We start from the raw sequence: 21,348 nt of genomic DNA, 5'->3' as shown, positions 1-21,348 counted from the left end.
ACCGCCCCCGCTTCCGGTGGCCTCCGAGTGCGAGCCTGCCACGTCCCGGTGCGAAGCGGGGACCGACCGTACCCCGTCGTGCCGAACAGCCACGCTCGCCCACCCCCGCGCTCCCACGGTGGTGGTCGTACTCTTGGCGTTCGTGGCCAGTCCCACCTCGCTGCTGAAGCGACTTCTCCTCGGTCGACCGTTCCGGTCCGACCGTCTGCAGCACACCCTCCTGCCGAAGCGCATCGCGCTGCCCGTGTTCGCCTCCGACGCGCTGTCCAGCGTCGCGTACGCGCCTGACGAGATCCTGCTGACCCTTTCCATCGCCGGCGCCTCCGCGTACGTGTTCTCCCCGTGGATCGCGCTGGCCGTGGTCGTGGTGATGCTCACCGTGGTGGCGAGCTACCGGCAGAACGTGCACGCCTACCCCTCCGGTGGCGGCGACTACGAGGTGGCCACTGTCAACCTGGGTCCGAAGTTCGGGGTCGGGGTGGCCAGCGCGCTGCTTGTCGACTACGTGCTCACGGTGGCGGTGTCGGTCTCGTCCGGGGTGGCCAACCTCGGCTCGGTGGTGCCGTACGTGGCCACCCACAAGGTCCTGATCGCGGTGATCGCGGTGGTCCTGCTGACCGCGGTGAACCTGCGCGGCCTGCGGGAGTCGGGCACGGCGTTCGCCATCCCCACCTACGGCTTCGTCATCGTGATGGTCGGGATGCTGCTCACCGGGCTGTTCCGGGTCTTCGTGCTGGGTGACGACCTGCGGGCGCCCAGCGCCGACCTGGTCATCCAGGCCGAGCACAGTGTGACCGGTTTCGCGCTGGTCTTCCTGCTGCTGCGGACGTTCAGCTCGGGCGCCGCCGCGCTCACCGGCGTCGAGGCGATCTCCAACGGCGTGCCGGCGTTCAAGGCCCCGAAGAGCCGCAACGCCGCCACCACGCTGCTGCTGCTGGGTGCGATCGCGGTGAGCCTGCTGGTCGGGATCATCTGGCTGGCCCGGCTGACCCACCTGCAGTTCGTCGAGGACCCGGCCCTCCAGATCGTCGCCGGCCCCGACGGCTACGTGCAGAAGACGGTCACCACCCAACTCGGCGAGACGGTCTTCGGCTCCGGGTCGATCCTGCTCTACGTGGTGGCCGGGATGACCGCGCTCATCCTCTTCCTGGCCGCGAACACCGCGTTCAACGGTTTCCCGGTGCTCGGCTCGATCCTCGCCCAGGACCGCTACCTGCCCCGCCAGTTCCACACCCGGGGCGACCGGCTGGCCTTCTCCAACGGCATCACCTTCCTGGCCCTGTTCGCGATCGTGCTGATCGTCGGCTTCCAGGCCGAGGTGACCCGGCTCATCCAGCTCTACATCGTCGGGGTCTTCGTCTCGTTCACGGTCTCCCAGGCCGGCATGATCCGGCACTGGAACCGGCGGCTGCGGACCGAGCGGGACCCGGAGGCGCGGCGCCGGATGTACCGTTCCCGGGCCATCAACACGTTCGGCATGGGCCTGACCGGCACGGTGCTGGTGATCGTGTTGATCACCAAGTTCCTGCTCGGCGCCTGGATCGCGATCGCCGCCATGGCGGTGATCTACCTGCTGATGCTGGCCATCCGCCGGCACTACGACCGGGTGGCGGCCGAGCTGACCCCGCCGGACGAGGGCCGGGCCGTGCTGCCCGCCCGCAACCACGCGATCGTGCTGGTCAGCAAACTGCACCAGCCGACGCTGCGGGCCATCGCCTACGCCCGAGCCACCCGACCGGACACGCTGACCGCGGTGACCGTCAACGTGGACGACCAGGACACCCGGGACCTGCAGGCCGACTGGGAGCGGCGGGAGATGGCCATCCCGCTCACGGTGATCGACTCGCCGTACCGGGAGATCACCCGGCCGATCCTGGACTTCGTCGCCTCCACCCGCCGCAAGTCACCCCGGGACGTGGTCACCGTCTTCATCCCGGAGTACGTGGTCGGCCGCTGGTGGGAGAACCTGTTGCACAACCAGAGCGCCCTACGCCTCAAGGGCCGGCTGCTCTTCGAACCGGGGGTGATGGTGGTGAGCGTGCCGTGGCAGCTCGCGTCGACGGCGAGCAAGAACCTGGACCGGCTGGACGCGACGCTGTCGCGGACCCCGGCGCGCGGGCCGCGGGGCACCCTGCCGCCGGAGGGCCTGCCGGTCGCCTCCGCCCCGGCCCCCGAGAGTCGCCCGATCGACGGCGGCCCGGTCGGGGACGGCCGTGACTGAGCGCGGCGTGCGCCGGGCCGCGACCTCCGCGCCGCCGTCGGTGCCGTCGGTGCCGTCGGTGGCGTCGGTGGCGTCGGTGGCGTCGGTGGCCGAGCGTGGTCTGGCCGAGGCGGAACGGGTCGAGCTGACCGTCGACGCGGTCGCCCCGGGCGGGCACTGCGTGGCACGGGTGGACGGGCAGGTGGTCTTCGTCCGGCACGCGCTGCCCGGCGAACGGGTCATCGCCGAGGTCACGGAGGTGCACCGGGGTTTCGTCCGGGCCGACGCGGTGACCGTGTTGGAAGCCTCACCGGACCGGGTCGAGCCGCCCTGCCCGTACGCGAAGCCGGGCGCCTGCGGGGGTTGCGACCTGCAACACGTCGCCCCGGCCGCGCAACTGGCCTGGAAGACCGCAGTGGTGCGCGAGCAGCTCGTCCGCCTGGGCGGGCTGACCGACGTCGAGCTGGACCAGCTCGGCGTCCGGGTCGAGGCGCTGCCCGGCGGGCTGCTCGGCTGGCGCTCCCGGGTCCGCTACGCCGTGGACGCCGCAGACCGGGCCGGCCTGCTCAAACACCGCTCGCACGAGGTGGTGCCGATCGACCGTTGCCGGATCGCCCACCCGGCCATCCAGCAGCTGCCGGTGCTGACCGAGCGCTGGCCGGCCGCCGAGGCGGTGGAGACCGTCGCCAGCACCGGCGGGGACGTGACCGTCACGGAGGTCCGCGACGGGGTGCCCACCCCGGTGAGCGGGCCGACCGAGGTCCGCGAGGTGGCCACCGGACGGGACTGGACGCTGCCCGCGTCCGGGTTCTGGCAGGTGCACCCGGCCGCGGCGGACACCCTCTGTGCTGCGGTGCTGGACCTGCTGGACCCACAGCCGGGCGAGACCGCGTGGGACCTCTACGGCGGCGCTGGGCTGTTCGCCGCGGCCCTCGCCGGCCGGGTCGGCGACGCCCGGATCACCCTTGTCGAATCGAGCCGGGACGGGGTGGACGCGGCCCGCGCCAACCTGGTCGACCTGCCCCGGGTCGAGGTGGTCGCCGCCCGGGTGGAGACCGCGCTGACCCGCCGACGGATCACCGGCCCGGTCGACGTGGTGGTGCTCGACCCGCCGCGCTCCGGCGCGGGCGCCCAGGTGGTGCGGGACATCGTCGCAGCCGGCCCGCGGGCGGTCGCGTACGTGGCCTGCGACCCGGCGGCCTTCGCCCGGGACGTACGCACCTTCACCGAGCTGGGTTGGCGGCTGGCGGCGCTGCGGGGCTTCGACCTGTTCCCGATGACGCAGCACGTCGAGCAGGTCGGGCTGCTGCTGCCCCCGGTCGAGCGGCTCTGACCAGGCACTCAGTCGACCCGCGCGGCTCGGGCCGCTCGGCCCGGGCTGCGGAGTGCCGGGCGGCCGATAGACTCTCCGTTCATGAGTGTTGAAGAGGACACGGCCAACCACGGCCGGTTGCTGGGGACGGTCCGCGGTCCGCAGGACGTCAAGCGGATGTCCGGTGAGGAACTGGACGTCCTCGCCGCCGAGATCCGGGACTTCCTGATCGCCAAGGTCTCCCGCACCGGCGGGCACGTCGGACCCAACCTCGGTGTGGTCGAGCTGACGCTGGCCATGCATCGCGTCTTCGACTCGCCCCGGGACCGGCTGCTGTTCGACACCGGTCACCAGTCGTACGTGCACAAGATCCTGACCGGCCGCCAGGCCGGCTTCGACAAGCTCCGCCAGCGCGGTGGCCTCTCCGGCTATCCCAGCCAGGCGGAGAGCGAGCACGACCTCATCGAGAACTCGCACGCCTCGACCGCGCTCTCCTACGCCGACGGCCTGGCCAAGGCGTACGCCCTGCGGGGTGAGGCCCGCAGCGTCGTGGCCGTGGTCGGCGACGGCGCGCTGACCGGCGGCATGTGCTGGGAGGCGCTGAACAACATCGCCACCGCCGGCAACTCCCTCGTCATCGTGGTCAACGACAACGGGCGGTCCTACTCGCCGACCATTGGCGGCCTCGCCGACCACCTCTCGTCGCTGCGGCTCAACCCCGGCTACGAGAAGGTCCTCGACACGGTCAAGGACGCCCTGGGCTCCACGCCGCTGGTCGGCCGACCGATGTACGAGGTGCTGCACGCGGTCAAGAAGGGCATCAAGGACGCGGTCGCCCCGCAGGCCATGTTCGAGGACCTCGGCATCAAGTACGTCGGCCCGGTGGACGGGCACGACGTGGCGGCCGTCGAGTCGGCGCTGCGCGCGGCGAAGAACTTCGGCGGTCCGGTGATCGTGCACGCCGTCACCCGCAAGGGGTACGGCTACCGCCCGGCCGAGGAGGACGAGGCGGACTGCCTGCACGGCCCCGGCGGCGCCTTCGACGTGGAGACCGGCGCGCTGCTGGCCGCCCCGGCGGTGAAGTGGACCCACGTCTTCGCCGACGAGCTGCTGGCCGTCGCCGACGAGCGCCCGGACGTGGTGGGCATCACCGCCGCGATGGCCGAGCCGACCGGCATCGCCAAGCTGGCCCGCAAGTACCCCGAGCGGGTGTACGACGTGGGCATCGCCGAGCAGCACGCCGCCACCTCGGCGGCCGGGTTGGCGCTCGGCGGTCTGCACCCGGTGGTCGCGGTCTACGCCACCTTCCTCAACCGCGCCTTCGACCAGGTCCTGCTGGACGTGGCGATGCACAAGCTGCCGGTGACCTTCGTGCTGGACCGGGCGGGCATCACCGGCCCGGACGGCCCCAGCCACTACGGCATCTGGGACATGTCCGTCTTCGGGGTGGTGCCCGGCCTGCGGATCGCCGCTCCCCGCGACGCCACAACCCTGCGCGAGGAGTTGCGCGAGGCGGTGGCCGTCGACGACGGTCCGACAGTGGTGCGCTTCCCGACCGGCGCGGTCGCCGCGGACCTGCCGGCGCTGCGCCGGGTCGGCCCGGTCGACGTGCTGGCCGAGTCGGCGCGTACCGACGTACTGCTGGTTGCCGTTGGCTCCTTCGGCCAGCTGGGCATGGAGGTCGCCGCCCGGGTCGCCGAGCAGGGCTACGGGGTCACGGTCGTCGACCCCCGCTGGGTGCGCCCGGTTCCGGCGGAGCTTGTCGACCTGGCCGCCCGCCACCGACTCGTGGTCAGCGTCGAGGACGGCGTCCGGGTCGGCGGGGTGGGCGACGCGCTCGGCCAGGCGATGCGGGACGCCGACGTCCGGGTGCCGCTCAAGGACCTGGGCGTACCGGCCGACTGGCACCCGCACGGCACCCGCGCGCAGATCCTCGCCGACCTGGGCCTGACCGCCCAGGACGTGGCCCGCAACGTCACCGGCTGGATCTCCGGCCTGGATGCCACCCCGGACCGCCTGACCCCCAGCGACGCGGCTGCGCAGAACTGACGAGAAGAAACGACGGCGGGTGTCCTGAGGGACACCCGCCGTCGTGCATCCATCCCCACTCCGTCGCCCCGGCCCACCGATCTTGGGCTTCCGGTCGGCGTGCTGCGCCTTCAGCACCGATCCGTCGGCGCGGAAGGTGCCCGGTCACGCGGGCTGGCGCGGTGCGGGCTAGCGCGGCTTTACCGAGCGGTAGTGGGTTTTGTCGGAGTTGGCGAGGCTGTAGGTCTGGGAGCGGGACGGGCTGGGGATGACCGCCAGCCCGGGGCGCTCGACCAGCAGCGGAGTGCCCGGTGGGACGGACAGGGAGCTGTCCCGGGTGGCCCGCCAGCTGAGCACCACCAGCGGCTGACCGGGAACGGGCAGTTGGTACGCCTGCAACGGGGTGGCCCGGTCCGCGGGCGAGACGACGGGTGCGCCGCCGTCGGCCGGTCGGTAGACCACAGCGGTCATCGCGCCGGCGTCGGTGTCCCAGCTGAGCTGCTGCAGTTCCGCCGCCGCGCCACCGCCGAGGGCGACCTCACCGAGCGAGCGGACAGTGAGTTTCGCCATCGGCCAGGACGTCGGCACCGAGCGCGGCGCGTCCCGGTCGCCGATCCGGCGCGGGATGCTGCCGAACGGACCCAGGTCGCCGGCCAGCACACAGGTGTCCAGGCCGGTCAGCGCCCGCCGTCCCGTGCCGGACTCGTCCCGGACCAGGGGATAGCGCGGATCGACGGTGCCGGTGCCGAGGTCGAGCAGCCGGTCGGCGGCCCGTCCGCGGGGCAACGACTCGGTGGTTCGGAGGGTCGCGGTGACGGCGACAGCCGTGCAGGCCGGCACGTTGACCGGTGCGCTGAGGCCGTCCGCGACGGTCAACGTCCGATCCTGCGGCCCGACCAGGGTCTGCACCCGGGCGGAGACCAGGTAGCGCCGGCCGCCGGCGGTCTGCACCGGCAGCACGTCGGAGTAGACGAGATAACCCGGGTCGGTGTATTCGGTGGCGCGGGTCACCGCGTACCGATCACCGTCGCGGGTGAGTTGCAGCAGCCAGGAGGCGCTCTCGCCGGGCACGTCGGCGGCCACGATCGCCGTCGGGGCACCGTCGACCCGACCGGAGAAGAGGATGCCGGACGTGGGCAGGTGCGCCCGGTCATCGGCCGGCGACCGCCAGTCACGAACCGCGTCGGTGACCGCTGCCGTCGCCCTGGCGTCCTCCGAGAGATCGCCGCGCGGTGGCCACACTGCCAGCGTGCCGTCCAGGCTGTCGTACCCCACCCGCAGGTCCTGCGGCTGCCGATCGGCGACCGGACCGCATGCCGTGGTGGCCAGCAGCGCACCCAGCAGGACGGCGAGCGTCCTGCCGTACCGACGGCCTGGAGTCACCTGGCCCGCCCCCGATCGCCTCGCCGTCGCTGTCGGAAAGCGCCATAGTACGAGATGTCCGATGCCGGACCTCAGGTGGTCGTCGCCCGACCAACCACAATGGACGCCACCGGGGCTTTAGTGCGTTTTCGTTGCTCCGGTAGACTCCGCCGACTGTGACGCCTGCCGAGTCCCGCGCCCTGCCCGCGCCGCACCCGGAGTCGGCAGTCGGCTCCGACGAGATGGTGAGCTATCGCACGCCGGCCGGCTCCTTCGTCGGCCCCGCCGCGCTGACCAGCACCTCCACCGCGCCGACCGAGGCCCAGCGCGCGACCGGCCCCACCCGCACCGCCCCGGCTGAGACCGTCGCGCCGGCTGAGACGGTCGCGCCGGCCGAAACCGCTGCGCCGGCCGAAACCGCTGCGCCGGCTGAGACCGTCGCGCCGGCCGAGACCGTCGCGCCGGCCGAGACCGCGGAGAGCGCGGCGACCGTACCGTCGCGGGCATGGTGGCGTCGGTGGACGCGGCGGCGGCAGCACCTGGCGGTGGGCGGGCTGTTCCTGCTCGCCGCGCTCTGGGTGACCAGCCGGATCTGGCTCGACCCGTCCGGCCGGGTGGCCTCGCTCTACACCGGTGACCCGGCGCAGGTGCAGTTCTTCCTCGCCCACTCGGTACGCGTGGTGCTGCACGGCGAGTACCCGTTCTACACCGAGCAGTTCAACTACCCCGACGGCGTCAACCTGATGGCCAACACGGCTGTGCTGGCGCTGGGCATCCCGATGGTCCCGGTGACGCTGCTGTTCGGGCCGGCGGTCTCCTTCGTGGTGCTTGTGACGCTCGGCCTCGCCGGCACCGCCATGGCCTGGTACCTCATGCTCTCCCGCCACCTGGTGCGCACCCCGCTCGCGGCGGCGGCCGGCGGCTGGTTCTGCGGCTTCTCGCCCGCGATGCTCTCGCACGCCAGTTGGCACCCGAACATCATCAGCCAGTTCCTGCTGCCGTTCGTCGTCTGGCGGGTGCTGGTGCTCACCCGGTCGACCCGGCCGGTCCGGGACGGCGCGCTGCTCGCCCTGCTGGTCGCCGTGCAGGCGTTCATCAACGAGGAGATCCTGCTCTTCACGGCGCTGGCCTGCGGCGTCTTCCTGCTGGCGGTGCTCGTCCAGGAGCCGGCCCGCTGGCGGGCCGCGTGGCGGCCCCTGGGCGCCGGTGTGGTGACCTGCGCGGTGCTGGCCGGGGCGCTGCTGGCGTACCCCCTGTACGTGCAGTTCGCCGGGCCGATGGCCTACCACGGGCTCAGCGACGCGGTGAAGGACTACGGCAACGACATCGCCGCCTTCTTCGCCCCGGGCTCGCCCACCCTCGGCGGCAACCAGCGAGCCAACATCAATCTCGCCCCGAACTACTCCGAGGAGAACGCCTTCTTCGGCTGGAGCCTGTCGCTGATCGCCATCGGCATCGTGGTCTGGCTGCGCCGGGAGCTGATCGTCCGGGCGCTCGCGGCAACGGGCCTGCTCTTCGCCGTGCTCTCGCTCGGCGAGCGGGTCTCCTGGTGGGATCGGGAGCTGGTCACCGGGCCGTGGCAGCTGCTGGTCCGCCTGCCGCTGCTGGACGCGGTGGTGCCGACCCGGTTCGGCCTGATCACCAGCGTGGTGGTCGGTCTGCTGCTCGCGCTCGCCGTCGAACGGGCCTGGGCGTTGCGTCCTGCCGACCGGCGTACCGTGCGGACGCTCACCGCGGCGGGCCTGGCGTTCGCCCTGCTGCCGATCGCCCCGATGCCGCTGCGGATGGTCTCCCGACCGCCGGTGCCGGACTTCATCACCGCCGACCGCTGGCGGGCGTACGTCGGACCCGACCAGACGCTGGTCCCGATCCCGGTGCCGAGCATGGGCAACACGCACGGCATGCGCTGGGCGGCGGCCACCAACCTCGACTTCAAGATCCCCGGCGGCTACTTCCTCGCCCCCCGAAACGGGAACACCGGTGACGCCGGCCGGTTCGGCGGCCGACCCAGCGGGGTGGGCCAGATGCTGGAGGAGGTGGCGACCACCGGCCGTACGCCGAAGCTCGACGACCGGCAGCGCCGTCGATTCGCCGACGAGCTGCGGCACTGGCGGGCGGCGATCCTGGTGCTGCCGTTGCGACAGCAGAACGCCGAGCCGCTGCGGCGGACGGTCGAGGAGTTGGTCGGTCCGGGCCGCCAGGAGCTGGACGTCTGGGTCTGGGACGTCCGGGCGCTCACCGACCGTTCGGTCTGATGACCACCGGGACGACGTCGGAGACCACGTCGCCCCCGGCGGCGGCCAGCACGTCCCGGCCGGCCCGGTTCCGGGACCTGCTTGTGGTGGCCGGCTATCTGGGCCTGGCCGTGCTGCTGACCGGCGGGCAGTGGGGGCACCCGTGGTTGCTGTTCCACCAGGCGGGTGACCAGATCCTCTTCGAGTGGATGCTGGCCCACGCGGCGCATGCCGTGGTCGCGGGGGAGAACCCGCTCCACAGCGCCGCGTTGAACGCGCCCGACGGGGTCAACCTGATGGCGAACACGTCGGTGCTCGGCCTGGGCGTTCCGCTGGCCCCGGTCACCCTGCTCCTCGGGTCACAGGTGGCGTTCTGCGTGGCGGTCGTCTGCTGCCTGGCCGGCACGGCGGCGGCCTGGTACGCGCTCCTGCGCCGCCGGCTGGTCACCAGCCGGTCCGCGGCTGCGGTCGGCGGGCTGGTCTGCGGCTTCGCCCCGGGCATGATCGCCCAGGCGAGCGCCCACCTGCACATCGCCGCGCAGTTCCTGGTGCCCGCGATCCTCGCCCTGGTGTTCCGGTCCGCCCCGGCCGCGGAGCGCCGGCCCGGCGGCGCCTGGCGGGCCGGCCTCGGCCTCGGCCTGCTGCTCGTCTGGCAGGTCTTCATCGGTGAGGAGGTGCTGGTCTTCCTCGCGCTCGCGGCCGGGGTGTTCGCGGTGGGCTACGCGCTCGCCGACTCCGAGGCCGCCCGACGGCTCGCACCTGCCCTCTTCGGCCGGCTCGCGGTGGCGGTCGCTGTGGCGGCGGTGCTGCTGGCGTACCCGCTGTGGTTTCAGTTCCACGGCCCGCAGCACTACTCCGGAATGGCGTTCGACACGCACGGCTTCCAGTTGGACGCCGCGTCGTTCACCGCGTCGGCCCGGCAGACCGTCCTCGGTGACGACTGGCTGCCGGGGTTGCTGTCACCGAACCCGACCGAGGAGAACTCGTTCTTCGGCCCGGGACTGTTGGTGCTCGCCGTGGTGATCGTGATCTGGCAGTGGCGACGGCCACTGGTCCGGGCGCTGGCCGGTTGTGGCGTGCTCTTCGCCCTGCTCTCGCTCGGCACCGAGCTGCGGGTGGACGGCACCGCCACCGGCATCCCGGGGCCGTACCGGCTGGTCGCCGGGCTGCCGCTGCTCGACCTCGCGGTGCCGGCCCGGTTCGCGCTGATCTGCGTACCGGTGCTGGGTGTGCTGGTGGCGCTCTCCCTGGACCGGGTCCGCACCGCGCGCGGGCCGATCGCCGCACCGGGTCTGCCGGTGCGGTTGTTGTGGGTCGGCGCGGTCGCCGCCGCGTTGCTGCCCCTGGTCCCGACGCCGATCCGGGTGGTGCCGGTCGCGCCGGTGCCGGCGTTCGTCGCCGACGGCGGCTGGCGTGCGCTGGTGCCACCCGGCCGCAGCGTGGTCGCGGTGCCCCCGGTCACCGGTGCCGGACGCAGCGCGGTGATGCTCTGGTCGGCCCGTACCGGTCTGGCGTTCCGCGCGCCGGGTGGTTACTTCATCGGCCCCAGCGGTCCGGACGACCCGGCGGCCCGCTGGGGCGCGCCGGACCGGCCCACGTCGGTGCTGTTACGCCGGGTGGCCGAGACCGGCATGGTGCCGGTGCTGACCGACGCCGACCGTCGCCAGGCCGTCGACGACCTGCGGCACTGGCGTGCCGCGGTGGTCGTCCTGGGCCTGCTGGAGCACGGTGACCCGGTCCGCCGGACCGTCGACGACCTGCTCGGGCCGGGCCGAGAAGTCGACGGCGGGTGGCTGTGGGACGTCCGGAACCAGGTCGACTGATCAACCCACCAGGGCGCGGACGTCCCACACCCACACGTCGTCGACCCGCTGCGGCGGCCCGATCAGCCCGGTGACCAGCTCGCGCAGCACCGCCTCGCGCGGGTGCGCCCCGAGCACCACCACCGACGCCCGCCAGAACCGCAGATCCTCGACGGCCTGGCGGCGGTTCTCGTCGGTGAGTGCCGGCACCGCGCCCTTGTCCATCGTGGAGTAGATGAGGCTGCTGGTGGGCCGGTTCGGCGCGCCGAAGACCCCCTCGCCCACCTCGTTCGGGCCGATGAAGTAACCGCCGGGGACGGGGAACTCCTGCTTGGTCAGCGCACTCCAGCGCAGTGTCGGCAGGCCGTGCACGTTGCTCGGGATCGGCACCGGCACCAGGGTCCGGCCCGCCGGCACGTAGGGCCGCCAACCGCCCGCCGTGATGAAGTGCGGTGGCGGATCGATCTGCTGGGCGGGCAGTGGCCGGGGCAGCAGCGGCAGCACGGCGAGGGTGACCGCCGCGTACCCCACCGGTCGCAGCCACCGACGGCGTGCCGCGACCGGCGCGGGGGCGCTCGGTTCGTCGGACGTCGCCGGGTTCGGCTCGTCGACGCGCTGGGCCGGCACCCGCGGCCGGTCGGCCACCGCGCGCCCCTGGCGGTGCGCGGCGTCCCAGGTCAACGCGAGCAGTACGCCCACCGCGGCGGCGACCACGAGCGTCAGCCGGGTCGGCATCATCATCTCGACAAGCGGCAGGTCGTCCGGCACGTACGACCACGGGCCGCGCACCTCGGTCTCGACACCGTCGAAGCGCACCATCGGCCCGATCGCGGCCACTGTGAACACCACGATCAGCACCGCGACGATCCGCGTGGCCAGCGACCGGCGCACGAGCAGCACCAGAGACACCAGCGAGAGCAGCACCAACGGCCAGCCGAACCAGGTGTTCTGCTCGGTCAGACCGATCGTCTGCTCCACCGCCGGGTCACCGGCCCAGGTGTCCCGGGCGAAGGTGACGAAGGCCATCAGGTCCTCGCCCCAGTTGTGGAAGACGCCGCCCTGTAGACCGCGGTATGACTGCGGGCCGTTGAACTGGAACCAGATCGGGTACGCCGCGAGCACCAGGGTCAGGCCGCCGGCGACACCGAGCCCGGCCAGGAACGTGCCGGTGGCGGCCCAGGCGGCCCGCGGTCGCTGCACGGCGTACGCCAGCACGACGACCAGGCAGGCCAGCGCGGTGAGCAGCAGCATCTCCTCGTTGATGAAGATCTGGTACGTCACCAGCGCGCCGAGCACCAGCCCGTTGCGCCGCCACCGGCCCGGCTCACCGAGGCGCAGCACCCGCACCACGATCAGCGGCAACAGGAAGTTGGACACGAAGTTGGGCTGACCGTTGGCGTGGTGGATGATCCCCGGCGCGAGGCCGAGGAACGCGCCGCCGACGAAGGCCGCCGCGCGGGAGCGCACCAGGTGGCGGGAGAGCATCCAGTAGCCGGTGCCGGCGGTGGCCGCCAGCGCCGCACCCAAATAGAGCGCGTACATCACCTGGGGGCCGAGCAGCATGGTCAGCGGGGCCAGCGGCAGGGTCACCCCGAGTAGCGAGGTGTTGGCGATCATGTTCACCCCGTCCGGGGCGTTCTGCCGCTCCGTGAAGAGTGGGTTCTCCAGGTGCCGCACCGAGTACGCGCCGTGCGCGAACAACCACTCGAACCAGCTGTGGTCGGTGGGCAGGTGCGAGGAGACCCGGCCGGTGACGTCACCCCAGTAGTTGAGGCAGACGAAGATGCCGAGCAGCACATAGGCTCCGAGGGCCAACAGGTCGGCCCGGGCCGGGCGGCGTCGAGGCCGCCGTGTCGGCTCGACCTCGGTCGGGTCGGCATCGGTAACGGGATTCAGCGAAGGGTCTACCACCGGCACAGCCACGACGCGCCATCGTACAGGCGGGGGTCCGTCGCTTTTGCCGGGCCGGTGCGCTCACGGTCGGTTTGCCGGACATCACCTCGCCGGCCAGCATGACGCGGTCACGGAAGGACGGTCGTTGTCGATCATCGAGCTGGGCGAGATCCGGGACGAGCCGGCGTCGGCGCCTCCGGTCCGGACCCCGCGCGCCGTTGGTCGCCCGTTGCGCAGCGCCGCCGTGCTGCTGCTCGCCCTGGTGCTGCTGGCCGGCGCGACACCGCCACCGCGACGGACGATGAGCGCGGTGCCGGCGTCACCGGCCGCCACCGCCTACCTCGCCCCGGACGCCGTCTACCTGGTCGACCCGCCGACACCTGACCAGGACCGGTACCTGACCGCGTACGCCCAGCCGGCATCGGAGGGCGCCGGTCTGCGGCGACGGTGGCGGGCACCGGTGCCCCGCTCCGAGAACTACCTCGGCGTCCGGGTCGAGCAGGGGCTGGTGCTGGCCGTGGGCGTCGAAGCCGGGGCTGGGGTGTTCGAGACGACCGCCTTCGACGCCGAGACCGGCCAGCAGCGGTGGCGGCATCCTGGTGCCCCCGTGCCGATCGCCGACGGCGGGCTGCTGTTGACGGACGTCCGGCAGAACGGGACGGACGGGATGAGCCGGCTCGACCCCGAGACCGGCCGGGCGCTCTGGTCGGTGCCCATGCTGTCGTCGACCGGCCCCGCCTTCCACCTGTCCAACGGTCGGATCGACAGGTTCGTGCTCGTGCAGCCGACCGGCGAGGTGCAGGTGCACGACGCCGTCACCGGTCGCCTGCTGCGCAGCGTGGACACGCTGCCCGGCGACCGGAGGGCGTTGCAGCGGGTGCAGGTCGTCGACGATCTGCTGGTGTTCCTCCCCGCCGAGGATGCCCCGGTCGTGGGCTACGGGCTGGCCGACCTGGAGCCGCGGTGGAGGGCCACGATGTCTCCGGTGTCCTTCGTGGTCGGTTGTGCCGACCTGCTCTGCGTGTCACACCAGGGCGGCAACCTCCGCGTCCTCGATCCGGCGACCGGCGCGCTGCGCTGGTCGGACCCGGGCGAGGAACTGCTTGTCGACGTTCGCGGCGACCGGCTGCTGATGTCCGGGTCCGGCCGTCAGTTCGCGGTACGCGACGCGGCGACCGGGCGAACACGGACCGAGCTGGGCGACTGGGACCTGGTGCCGGTGCTCCGGCCGACCGATCCGCTGGTGGGGCTGCGGCGCGGCGACGACGGCCGGACGGTCGTCGCCGAACTGGACCTGGCGGCCGGCCACGCCCGAATCCTCGACCTGCTGCCGGACGTCGCCGGTAGTTGCCAGGCGTCGCTGCCGGTCCTGCTCTGCCAGCGGCTCGACGGCTCGGCCACGCTGTGGCGGTTGCGACAGTGACCGGCCCGGTGATCGACCTCGGTGAGCTGCGGCACGGCCCGGATCCGGAGCCGCTACCGCTACCCCGCCCACCCCGCGCGAACGGTCGGCCGTTGCGCGGCGCGCTGGTCCTGCTGCTCGTGCTGGCCACGCTCGGCTCCGCCGCCGTGCCGCCGCCCCGGCCGGCCGCAGTGACGTTGCCGGCGCAGCTCGCCGCCGAGATCCTGTTCACCGCCGACCTGTTCGTGGTCCTCGACCCGGACCCGGGGCAGCCGACGCGGCGGCGGATGAGCGCCTTCCGGCTGCCCGACGGCGATCTGCTGTGGCAGACCGTGGTGCCGATGCAGGGTCACAACTGGGGGATCACGTCGGCGGGCGGGGTCCTGCTGGTCACGGTCTATGAGGTGCTGCCGCCCGAGCTGAGCGTCCTGTCCATGGCGTTCGACCGGGAGACCGGGGCGTACCGGTGGCAGCAGCCGGGCCGCCCCGACCCGCTGGCCGACGGCAACGTGTTGCTACAGTCCGGCGCCGACGACGAGCCGGTCACCCTGCGCGCTGTCGATCCGTGCTGCGGCACCGTCCGCTGGCAGCTGACCAACGCCGCCGAGTATGTCAGTCTCCGGCAACGCGCCCGGGGAGTGGACCGGGTGGTGCTCCACCGGAGGAGCGGGCTCACCGAGGTGTATGACGCGATCACCGGCGCGGAGCTGGCCCGGGCCGACCTGCGCCCACCCGAGGGCGACACGTACGGGTCCGTGCAGGTGGTGAACGACCTTCTGCTGACCAGCAGCGGGTCACCGGCCAGGATCACCGCCTACGGGCTGGACCGACTGGACCAGCGCTGGGACACCACCACCACCGATCGGATCGACTACATCGATGACTGCGGTCCCGTCCTGTGTCCGCAGCGACATGGTGGGGAGCTGTGGGGGGTCGATCCCGCGACCGGCCAGATGCGGTGGCGCAGCAGCCGCTGGGCGTGGCTCTTCCCGTACGACGGACGGATGGTGGCCACCGCGGCGAGGCCCGTGGACGTCCCTCCGCAGCGGCTCTTCGTCGTCGATCCGATGACCGGCCGGGAACTGGCCGACCTGGGCCGGTGGGAACTGGCCCCGGTCGGTCTCGACGGCCCGCTTGTCGGCGTGCGTCCCCACCCGGACGGCGGGCTGGTCGTGGCGGAGTTGGACGTCCGCGCCGGGAAGGCACGCGTGCTGGACGTGCTCCCGGACGTCGCCAGGAACTGTCAGGCGATCGTCGGCCTCCTGCTCTGCCAGCTGGTGGACGGCTCCTACCGACTGTTCCGGATGCCCCGGTGACCGGCTCGGTGATCGACCTCGGCGAGCTGCGGCACGGACCGGAGCGGGAACCTGAGCCGTCGCCTCGCCCACCCCGCGCGAACGGGCGGCCACTGCGCGGTGCACTGGTCCTGCTGCTCGTGCTGGCCACCCTCGCCGCCGCCGCGCCGCCGCCGGCGGGGCGGGACGTTGTGACACTGCCCGCCCAGGCGGGCGCCGACGTGCTTGTCGACGGCGACCTGGTCCTGGTGATCAATCCGGTTACCGTTCAGACGCCACAGTGGCGGCTGGCCGCCTTCCGGCTGGCCGACAGCGAGCCGGTCTGGGACACCCCGCTGCCCGGGGAGGCCCGCTTCTGGGGGATCAGGCCGAGAGACGGCCTGCTGCTGGCTACTGGTTACGAAATCGGCGCGGACGGGCGGGACACCCTCACCGTGGCGCTGGACCGCGCGACCGGGGCGTACCGCTGGCAGCAGCCGGGCAGCTCCGTCGAACTGGCCGACGGCAACCTCCTGCTGCAGTCCGGCGGCGGGGAGCAGCCGCTCAGCCTGCGCGCGGTCGACCCCTGCTGCGGCACTGTGCGGTGGCAGCTGACCACCCCCACCGCCGGCGTCACCGCGCAGCCCGTCGCCGAGAAGGCGCACCGAATGGTGCTCAGCGACGTGAACGGGCCGGTCGAGGTACGCGACGCGCTCACCGGCGCGGTGCTGGTCCGCGCCGACCTGCGCCCACCCGACGGTGGGCCCCTCGGGTCCGTGCAGGTGGCGGGTGACCTGCTGCTGACCATCGGTGGGCAACCGAACGCGGTCACCGCGTACGGGCTGGACCGGCTGGACCGGCGTTGGAGCACCCCGGTCGACGAGATCGAGCTCGCGCAGGACTGCGGCCCCGTCGTGTGCATGCGGACCCGCTCCGCTGGGCTGTGGGCTGTCGACACCGCGACCGGCGAGGTGCGCTGGCGCAGCGACCGGTGGGCGTGGGCCTGGCCGGTCGGCGGCCAGCTGATCGCCATGCCGATCACCAGCGAACCGCTGGGAAGGTATTTCGTCGTCGATGCGCGGACCGGCCGGGACCTTGTCGACCTGGGCCGCTGGGAGCTGTTCCAGATCGACACCCACCACCGGCTGCTCGGCGTGCGCCCGCATCCGGACGGCGGGATGCTCGTCGGGGAGCTGGACGTCCGCGCCGGGAAGACGCGCATCGTCGACGTGCTGCCCGAGGCCACCGGCCACTGCCAGGCGATCTCGGGCCACCTGGTGTGCGCGGAGCCGGATGGCTCGTACCGGAGCTGGCAGTTGCGCGACTGATCACCAGGCGAGGGACGATGGTTGCCAGCTGGCACTAGGTTGTCGGTGGTCAGCAGCGAGGAGGCCGGGATGCGGGTACTGGTGGTGGAGGACGAGCGCAACCTCGCCGACGCGATCGCGCGCGGGTTGCGCAAGCGGGGGATGGCGGTCGACGTGGCGTACGACGGCGACGCCGGCCACGAGGCGGCGTTCGTCACCCGGTACGACGTGGTGGTGCTGGACCGCGACCTGCCCGGCGTGCACGGTGACCAGATCTGTGCTGACCTGGCCGCCTCCGGCGCGCTGACCCGGGTGCTGATGCTCACCGCGAGCGGCACGGTGGCCGACCGGGTGGAGGGGTTGCAGCTCGGCGCGGACGACTACCTGTCCAAACCGTTCGCCTTCGACGAACTGGTCGCCCGGGTGCAGGCACTGGGCCGGCGGGCCACCCCGGCCGCGCCGCCGGTGCTCGAACTGGCCGACCTGGTGCTCGACCCGGCCCGCCGGGTGGCCACCCGCGCCGGGGTCACGGTCGACCTGACCAACAAGGAGTTCGGGGTGCTCAGCGAGCTGCTCAAGGCCCGCGGCGCGGTGGTCTCCAGTGAGGAGCTGCTGGAACGGGTCTGGGACGCGAACACCGACCCGTTCACCACCATCGTCCGCGTCACAGTGATGACGCTGCGGAAGAAACTCGGTGACCCGCCGCTGATCGAGACAGTGGTGGGCGCGGGTTACCGCACGGCCGAGGTGGGCGCATGAGCCGCAGGGTGCGGCCCACCCTGCGGTTGCGGTTGACAGTGCTCAACGGGGTGCTGCTTGTCGGCGCGGGGGCGATCCTGGTGCTGCTGGCCTGGCTGCTGGTCCGGGACGCGCTGCGCCCCACCGACGAGCTGCTGCCCGGCACGACAGTGCTGCTCTCCGACGGCGGACGGATGGACGCCGCCGAGTGGCAGCGGCGCCTTGTCGACTCCGCGTCCGGGGAGCTACTGGCCAAGGGCCTTGTCGCGCTGTTGGCGATCAGCGTGGTCGGGGTGGCCGGCGCGTACGCGGTGGCGGGCCGGGCGCTGCGCCCACTGCACCAGGTCACCGCGACCGCGCAGCGCCTCGGCGAGGCCACCCTGGACCAGCGGATCGGCTACTCGGGCGCCGACGACGAGGTGGCCGAGCTGGCCAAGACGTTCGACGCCATGCTGGACCGGATCGCGTCCGCGTTCGAGGCGCAGAAGCGCTTCGTGGCGAACGCCTCGCACGAGCTGCGTACCCCCCTGGCTGTGATGCGGACCGAGATCGACGTGACGCTCAGCGACGACGACGCGGATGCCGCGGAGTACCGCCGGATGGCGACAGTGGTCCGGGACGCGTCCGAACGGGCAAACGGCCTGGTGGACGCGCTGCTGGTGTTGGCTCGCAGCGAGGCGCAGGCTGGACGGCAGCTGGGCCGGCGTACCGAGTGTGACCTCTCGGCGGGCACCGCGAACGCGTTGTCGGCGATGCGCCGCGAGGTGGAGCGGATCGGCCTGCGGGTGCAGACGTCGTTGGAGTCCGCGCCGGTCGTCGGTGACCCGGGGCTGCTGGACCGGCTGGCCGGCAACCTGATCGAGAACGCGGTTCGCTACAACCACCTGCACGGGCGGCTCTGGGTGCGCACCGGCACCGACGGCGAGCGGTCCTGGCTGGTCGTGGGCAACACGGGGTTCGAGGTGGACCAGGCCGACGTGCCGGGGCTGTTCGAGCCGTTCCGGCGCGGTGGCCGGGAACGCACCGGGGCGCGCGGCTCCGGGCTGGGCCTGTCCATCGTCCGGGCGGTGTGCCAGGCGCACGGCGGCACGGTACGGGTGGTCGCCCAGCCCGGCGGCGGCCTGGAGGTGACCGTCACCCTGCCGACGGCGGACGCGCCCGCGCTGACCGGTCCCGCGCCGGCCGGCGGCTGAAACGGGGTTGCGCCCAGCACTCGGCCGCTGCAAAGATCACCCGGTCAGCTCGAGAGCGAGAGGGGGTGCGTCGATGTCCACCAACCACGACTCCGCGCCCCGGGTCTGCGCCGGCTGACTCCCCGAGGCGGGGGCGTCCCATCCCATTCGGAGGGGAACACCCGTGTATCCACGGATCCGCAACATCAGCTTCGACTGTCACGACACGTACGCCCTGGCCGGCTTCTGGTCGACGGTGCTCGGGTACGCCCGGCACCGCGAGGATGCCCCCGGTGATCCGGAGGCGGCCCTGCTGCCGCCGGACGAGGCCACGCCCAACCTGTTCTTTCAGGCGGTGCCGGAAGACAAGGTGACAAAGAACCGGCTGCACATCTGCCTGGAGCCCGTCGACCGGACCCGGGACGAGGAAATCGAGCGGGTGCTCGGCCTCGGTGCGGCCATGGTCGCCGACCAACGCCGCGCCGACGGCACAGGTTGGGCGGTGCTCGCCGACCCGGAGGGCAACGAGTTCTGCGTCGTACGCAGCGCCGGGGAGCGTGTCACCACCACCACCACTGTGGAGGACCAACTGTGAGTTCGACGATCCACAACATCAGCATCGACTGTCACGACACGTACGCGCTGGCCGGGTTCTGGGCGCAGGTCTTCGACTGCCCCCGGCAGCCCGACGACTTCCCCGGCGACCCGGAGGCGATGCTCCTGCCGCCGGGTGGCCCGGAGGTGCTCTTCCTCGCCGTGCCCGAGGGCAAGACGGTGAAGAACCGACTCCACCTGGACCTGCAACCCGCCGACCGGACCCGGGCCGAGGAGGTCGAGCGGCTGCTCGGCATCGGCGCGACGCTCGTCGCCGATCACGTCAACCCGGCCGGCGGGGGTTGGGTGGTGCTCGCCGACCCGGAGGGCAACGAGTTCTGTGTGCTCGGCAACGCCGCCGAGCGGGCGGCGGCAGCGGCGGCACGGGCAGCGGCGGCGGGGGACAGCGAACCGGCCTGACATCGGCGTACGGCCCGCGCCCGGTGGCACGTTGCCGGGGGCGCGGGCCTGACCGCCGAGGTTCCGGCGGTGGCCGGCTGGTGGGCGTGGTGCCTAGACGAAGGCGTTCTCGGCGACCCCGGCGAGTTGTGCGGTGACCGAGCCCCAGCCGTCCGCGAAGCCGATCTTCTCGTGCAGGTCGCGAGCGGCGGGATCACCGTGACGGACGATGACCCGGTAGTCAGTGCCGTCCGGGTGATCCTTCATGGTGATCTCCGCGGTCATCGGGACCGGGCTGGGGTTCGCGGGCCGCCAGGCGCTGTCGATCACGTTCGTGAACACGATCCGCTCATGATCGTCGACGACGAGGAAGCACGCGTCGAGGTGTGGGACGAACTCCACCCCGTCGTCGCTCAGTCGGGTCACCAGTGCGCCACCGGGCCGGACGTCCAGGCGGTCGACGCGGCACAGGGACGGCGCCGGGATCCACCACTTCGCGAAGCGGGACGGGTCGGTCCAGGCGCTCCAGACGGCGGCGCGGGGGGCGCGGATGACCCGCGTCATGGTCAGGTCCAGGTCGGGATTCATTGCTGACTCTCCTGCTGATCGGTGACGAGGTGTTCGAGGCGATCCGTGCGCTCTTCCCAGGTTCGGCGCTGCTCCGCGAGCCAGTCGTCGACGAGGGCGAGGCGTTCGCGGTTGAGCACGCAGGTGCGTACCCGGCCGGACTTGGTCGTGCGGATGAGCCCGTTCGATTCGAGCGTCTGCACGTGCTTCATGAACGAGGGGAGGGTCATCGGGAGCTCGCGGGCGAGATCGCCGACGCTCGTCGGGCCGTGGCCGAGGCGTCGGATGACCCAGCGCCGGGTCGGGTCAGCGAGGGCGACGAACACGCCGTCGAGCTGCGCCGAATACTGTGCCATGTGGCTAAGTGTCGCGGCAGGTGACAGTTAGCGCAAGGGCAAAGTATTTGTTCATGATCGACAGGGGCGGCGCAACGGGTTGCCGTGGTGTTGGATGAGCGGCCACGGTAGCCAGATGAAGGATGTGTGGGCAGATGGACACGACAGTGACCGAGCCGGTGCGGGCGTACCTCACCGCGACCGGCGAGCGGCTTCGGGCCGACGGCTGCGAGGTGCGGACCGAGGACTGGGGCGGCGTACCGGTGCTGATCGGCCACCGGGGTGATTTTCGGATGCGGTGGATGGCGACCAAGCTGCACCTGTTCACTGTCGCCGCACCGGCGACGCTGGTCACGGCGGACGCCCTGCAGAGGTTCACCGCCACGGCGATGGACTACGTGGTGGCCCGCAAGGGGCAACTGCGTGGCTTCCAGAACGGTGTGGCGGTGTTCCCCGCCCTGGTCGGCACCCAGGTCGAGCCGGCGGCCTCGGCGTGGGCGCAGGGGGGCCAGCAGGTGAAGTTCGCCGCGGTGGCCCGACCGGTGGCGGTGGAGGTCGGCAGCGGCACGGCCAGCGCGTACCGCGGCAACCCGGTGCTCGGCTTCATCTACGCGGCCCACCTGCGGAGCAAGCTGAACGCGTACTTCCCGGTGGCCTGAGCGGTCCGTGTAGTACGGCACGGGGCCCCGGCCACCCCTGAGGGTGGCCGGGGCCCCGGTCGTCGTACGG

Annotated in this window: 17 protein-coding genes; 13 read left to right on the top strand and 4 right to left on the bottom strand. The window is 72.6% G+C overall.

What is annotated here, in order from left to right; genetic code table 11:
* Positions 1 to 142 precede the first annotated feature (142 nt).
* From ABZU25_RS12505 to dxs, 3 genes are all read left to right on the top strand, one after another.
* The gene (locus ABZU25_RS12505) at positions 143 to 2,221 is read left to right on the top strand and encodes an APC family permease (protein WP_355029430.1); all 2,079 of its coding nucleotides are present in this window, start codon (positions 143 to 145) and stop codon (positions 2,219 to 2,221) included.
* An 85-nt stretch (positions 2,222 to 2,306) separates the two neighbouring features.
* Positions 2,307 to 3,533 (top strand): TRAM domain-containing protein, encoded by a 1,227-nt coding sequence (locus tag ABZU25_RS12500; RefSeq protein WP_355029449.1) that lies wholly within the window; start codon positions 2,307 to 2,309, stop codon positions 3,531 to 3,533.
* An 81-nt stretch (positions 3,534 to 3,614) separates the two neighbouring features.
* A complete protein-coding gene (dxs, locus tag ABZU25_RS12495) occupies positions 3,615 to 5,561 on the top strand; it encodes a 1-deoxy-D-xylulose-5-phosphate synthase (RefSeq protein WP_355029429.1) in 1,947 nt (648 codons plus the stop codon).
* 168 nt (positions 5,562 to 5,729) lie between these two features.
* On the opposite strand, the gene ABZU25_RS12490 is transcribed toward dxs, so the two are convergent.
* Positions 5,730 to 6,884 (bottom strand): hypothetical protein, encoded by a 1,155-nt coding sequence (locus ABZU25_RS12490; RefSeq protein WP_355029448.1) that lies wholly within the window; start codon positions 6,882 to 6,884, stop codon positions 5,730 to 5,732.
* Positions 6,885 to 7,078: 194 nt separating this feature from the next.
* Here ABZU25_RS12490 and ABZU25_RS12485 point away from each other — a divergent pair, with 194 nt between their 5' ends.
* Both ABZU25_RS12485 and ABZU25_RS12480 read left to right on the top strand, forming a co-directional pair.
* Complete coding sequence (locus tag ABZU25_RS12485; RefSeq protein WP_355029428.1) at positions 7,079 to 9,157, top strand: hypothetical protein; 2,079 nt, start codon at positions 7,079 to 7,081, stop codon at positions 9,155 to 9,157.
* Positions 9,157 to 10,959: a hypothetical protein gene (locus ABZU25_RS12480; protein ID WP_355029427.1), complete on the top strand. Its 1,803-nt coding sequence runs from the start codon at positions 9,157 to 9,159 to the stop codon at positions 10,957 to 10,959. Before ABZU25_RS12485 ends, ABZU25_RS12480 begins: the two co-directional genes overlap by 1 nt.
* Here the strand turns inward: ABZU25_RS12480 and ABZU25_RS12475 are convergent, their stop codons facing one another.
* Complete coding sequence (locus ABZU25_RS12475) at positions 10,960 to 12,855, bottom strand: hypothetical protein (RefSeq protein ID WP_355029447.1); 1,896 nt, start codon at positions 12,853 to 12,855, stop codon at positions 10,960 to 10,962.
* Between the two features lie 121 nt (positions 12,856 to 12,976).
* Here ABZU25_RS12475 and ABZU25_RS12470 point away from each other — a divergent pair, with 121 nt between their 5' ends.
* The 7 genes from ABZU25_RS12470 (at position 12,977) to ABZU25_RS12440 (ending at position 19,738) form a co-directional block, all read left to right on the top strand.
* Entirely contained in the window at positions 12,977 to 14,254 is a 1,278-nt protein-coding gene (locus ABZU25_RS12470; RefSeq protein ID WP_355029426.1) for a PQQ-binding-like beta-propeller repeat protein, read from the top strand.
* Entirely contained in the window at positions 14,251 to 15,549 is a 1,299-nt protein-coding gene (locus tag ABZU25_RS12465) for a PQQ-binding-like beta-propeller repeat protein (protein ID WP_355029425.1), read from the top strand. Before ABZU25_RS12470 ends, ABZU25_RS12465 begins: the two co-directional genes overlap by 4 nt.
* A complete protein-coding gene (locus ABZU25_RS12460; RefSeq protein WP_355029424.1) occupies positions 15,546 to 16,835 on the top strand; it encodes a PQQ-binding-like beta-propeller repeat protein in 1,290 nt (429 codons plus the stop codon). Before ABZU25_RS12465 ends, ABZU25_RS12460 begins: the two co-directional genes overlap by 4 nt.
* 69 nt (positions 16,836 to 16,904) lie before the next feature.
* Positions 16,905 to 17,573: a response regulator transcription factor gene (locus ABZU25_RS12455; protein ID WP_355029423.1), complete on the top strand. Its 669-nt coding sequence runs from the start codon at positions 16,905 to 16,907 to the stop codon at positions 17,571 to 17,573.
* Positions 17,570 to 18,745 (top strand): HAMP domain-containing sensor histidine kinase, encoded by a 1,176-nt coding sequence (locus ABZU25_RS12450; protein WP_355029422.1) that lies wholly within the window; start codon positions 17,570 to 17,572, stop codon positions 18,743 to 18,745. Before ABZU25_RS12455 ends, ABZU25_RS12450 begins: the two co-directional genes overlap by 4 nt.
* A 163-nt stretch (positions 18,746 to 18,908) precedes the next feature.
* Positions 18,909 to 19,319 (top strand): VOC family protein, encoded by a 411-nt coding sequence (locus tag ABZU25_RS12445; protein ID WP_355029421.1) that lies wholly within the window; start codon positions 18,909 to 18,911, stop codon positions 19,317 to 19,319.
* Positions 19,316 to 19,738: a VOC family protein gene (locus ABZU25_RS12440; protein WP_355029420.1), complete on the top strand. Its 423-nt coding sequence runs from the start codon at positions 19,316 to 19,318 to the stop codon at positions 19,736 to 19,738. The genes ABZU25_RS12445 and ABZU25_RS12440 overlap by 4 nt, the downstream gene beginning before the upstream one ends.
* A gap of 93 nt (positions 19,739 to 19,831) precedes the next feature.
* Here ABZU25_RS12440 and ABZU25_RS12435 read toward each other — a convergent pair whose 3' ends face one another.
* Together ABZU25_RS12435 and ABZU25_RS12430 are read right to left on the bottom strand one after the other, a co-directional pair.
* A complete protein-coding gene (locus ABZU25_RS12435) occupies positions 19,832 to 20,305 on the bottom strand; it encodes an SRPBCC domain-containing protein (protein ID WP_355029419.1) in 474 nt (157 codons plus the stop codon).
* Positions 20,302 to 20,640 (bottom strand): metalloregulator ArsR/SmtB family transcription factor, encoded by a 339-nt coding sequence (locus ABZU25_RS12430; RefSeq protein ID WP_355029418.1) that lies wholly within the window; start codon positions 20,638 to 20,640, stop codon positions 20,302 to 20,304. Before ABZU25_RS12430 ends, ABZU25_RS12435 begins: the two co-directional genes overlap by 4 nt.
* A 134-nt stretch (positions 20,641 to 20,774) precedes the next feature.
* Here ABZU25_RS12430 and ABZU25_RS12425 point away from each other — a divergent pair, with 134 nt between their 5' ends.
* Positions 20,775 to 21,278: a levansucrase gene (locus tag ABZU25_RS12425; protein ID WP_355029417.1), complete on the top strand. Its 504-nt coding sequence runs from the start codon at positions 20,775 to 20,777 to the stop codon at positions 21,276 to 21,278.
* The last annotated feature ends 70 nt before the right edge of the window (positions 21,279 to 21,348 follow it).

Source organism: Micromonospora sp. NPDC005215, assembly GCF_040607915.1.
Lineage (GTDB): Bacteria > Actinomycetota > Actinomycetes > Mycobacteriales > Micromonosporaceae > Micromonospora.
The sequence above is the reverse complement of the archived record's forward strand: the minus strand, read 5'-3'. Positions and strand labels throughout refer to the sequence as shown.

Bases quoted from the DNA above. Each gene is read 5' to 3' on its own strand.
- dxs (WP_355029429.1), top strand. From the start codon at position 3,615: ATGAGTGTTGAAGAGGACACGGCCAACCACGGCCGGTTGCTGGGGACG.
- ABZU25_RS12480 (WP_355029427.1), top strand. From the start codon at position 9,157: ATGACCACCGGGACGACGTCGGAGACCACGTCGCCCCCGGCGGCGGCC.
- ABZU25_RS12455 (WP_355029423.1), top strand. From the start codon at position 16,905: ATGCGGGTACTGGTGGTGGAGGACGAGCGCAACCTCGCCGACGCGATC.
- ABZU25_RS12450 (WP_355029422.1), top strand. From the start codon at position 17,570: ATGAGCCGCAGGGTGCGGCCCACCCTGCGGTTGCGGTTGACAGTGCTC.
- ABZU25_RS12435 (WP_355029419.1), bottom strand. From the start codon at position 20,305: ATGAATCCCGACCTGGACCTGACCATGACGCGGGTCATCCGCGCCCCC.
- ABZU25_RS12430 (WP_355029418.1), bottom strand. From the start codon at position 20,640: ATGGCACAGTATTCGGCGCAGCTCGACGGCGTGTTCGTCGCCCTCGCT.
- ABZU25_RS12425 (WP_355029417.1), top strand. From the start codon at position 20,775: ATGGACACGACAGTGACCGAGCCGGTGCGGGCGTACCTCACCGCGACC.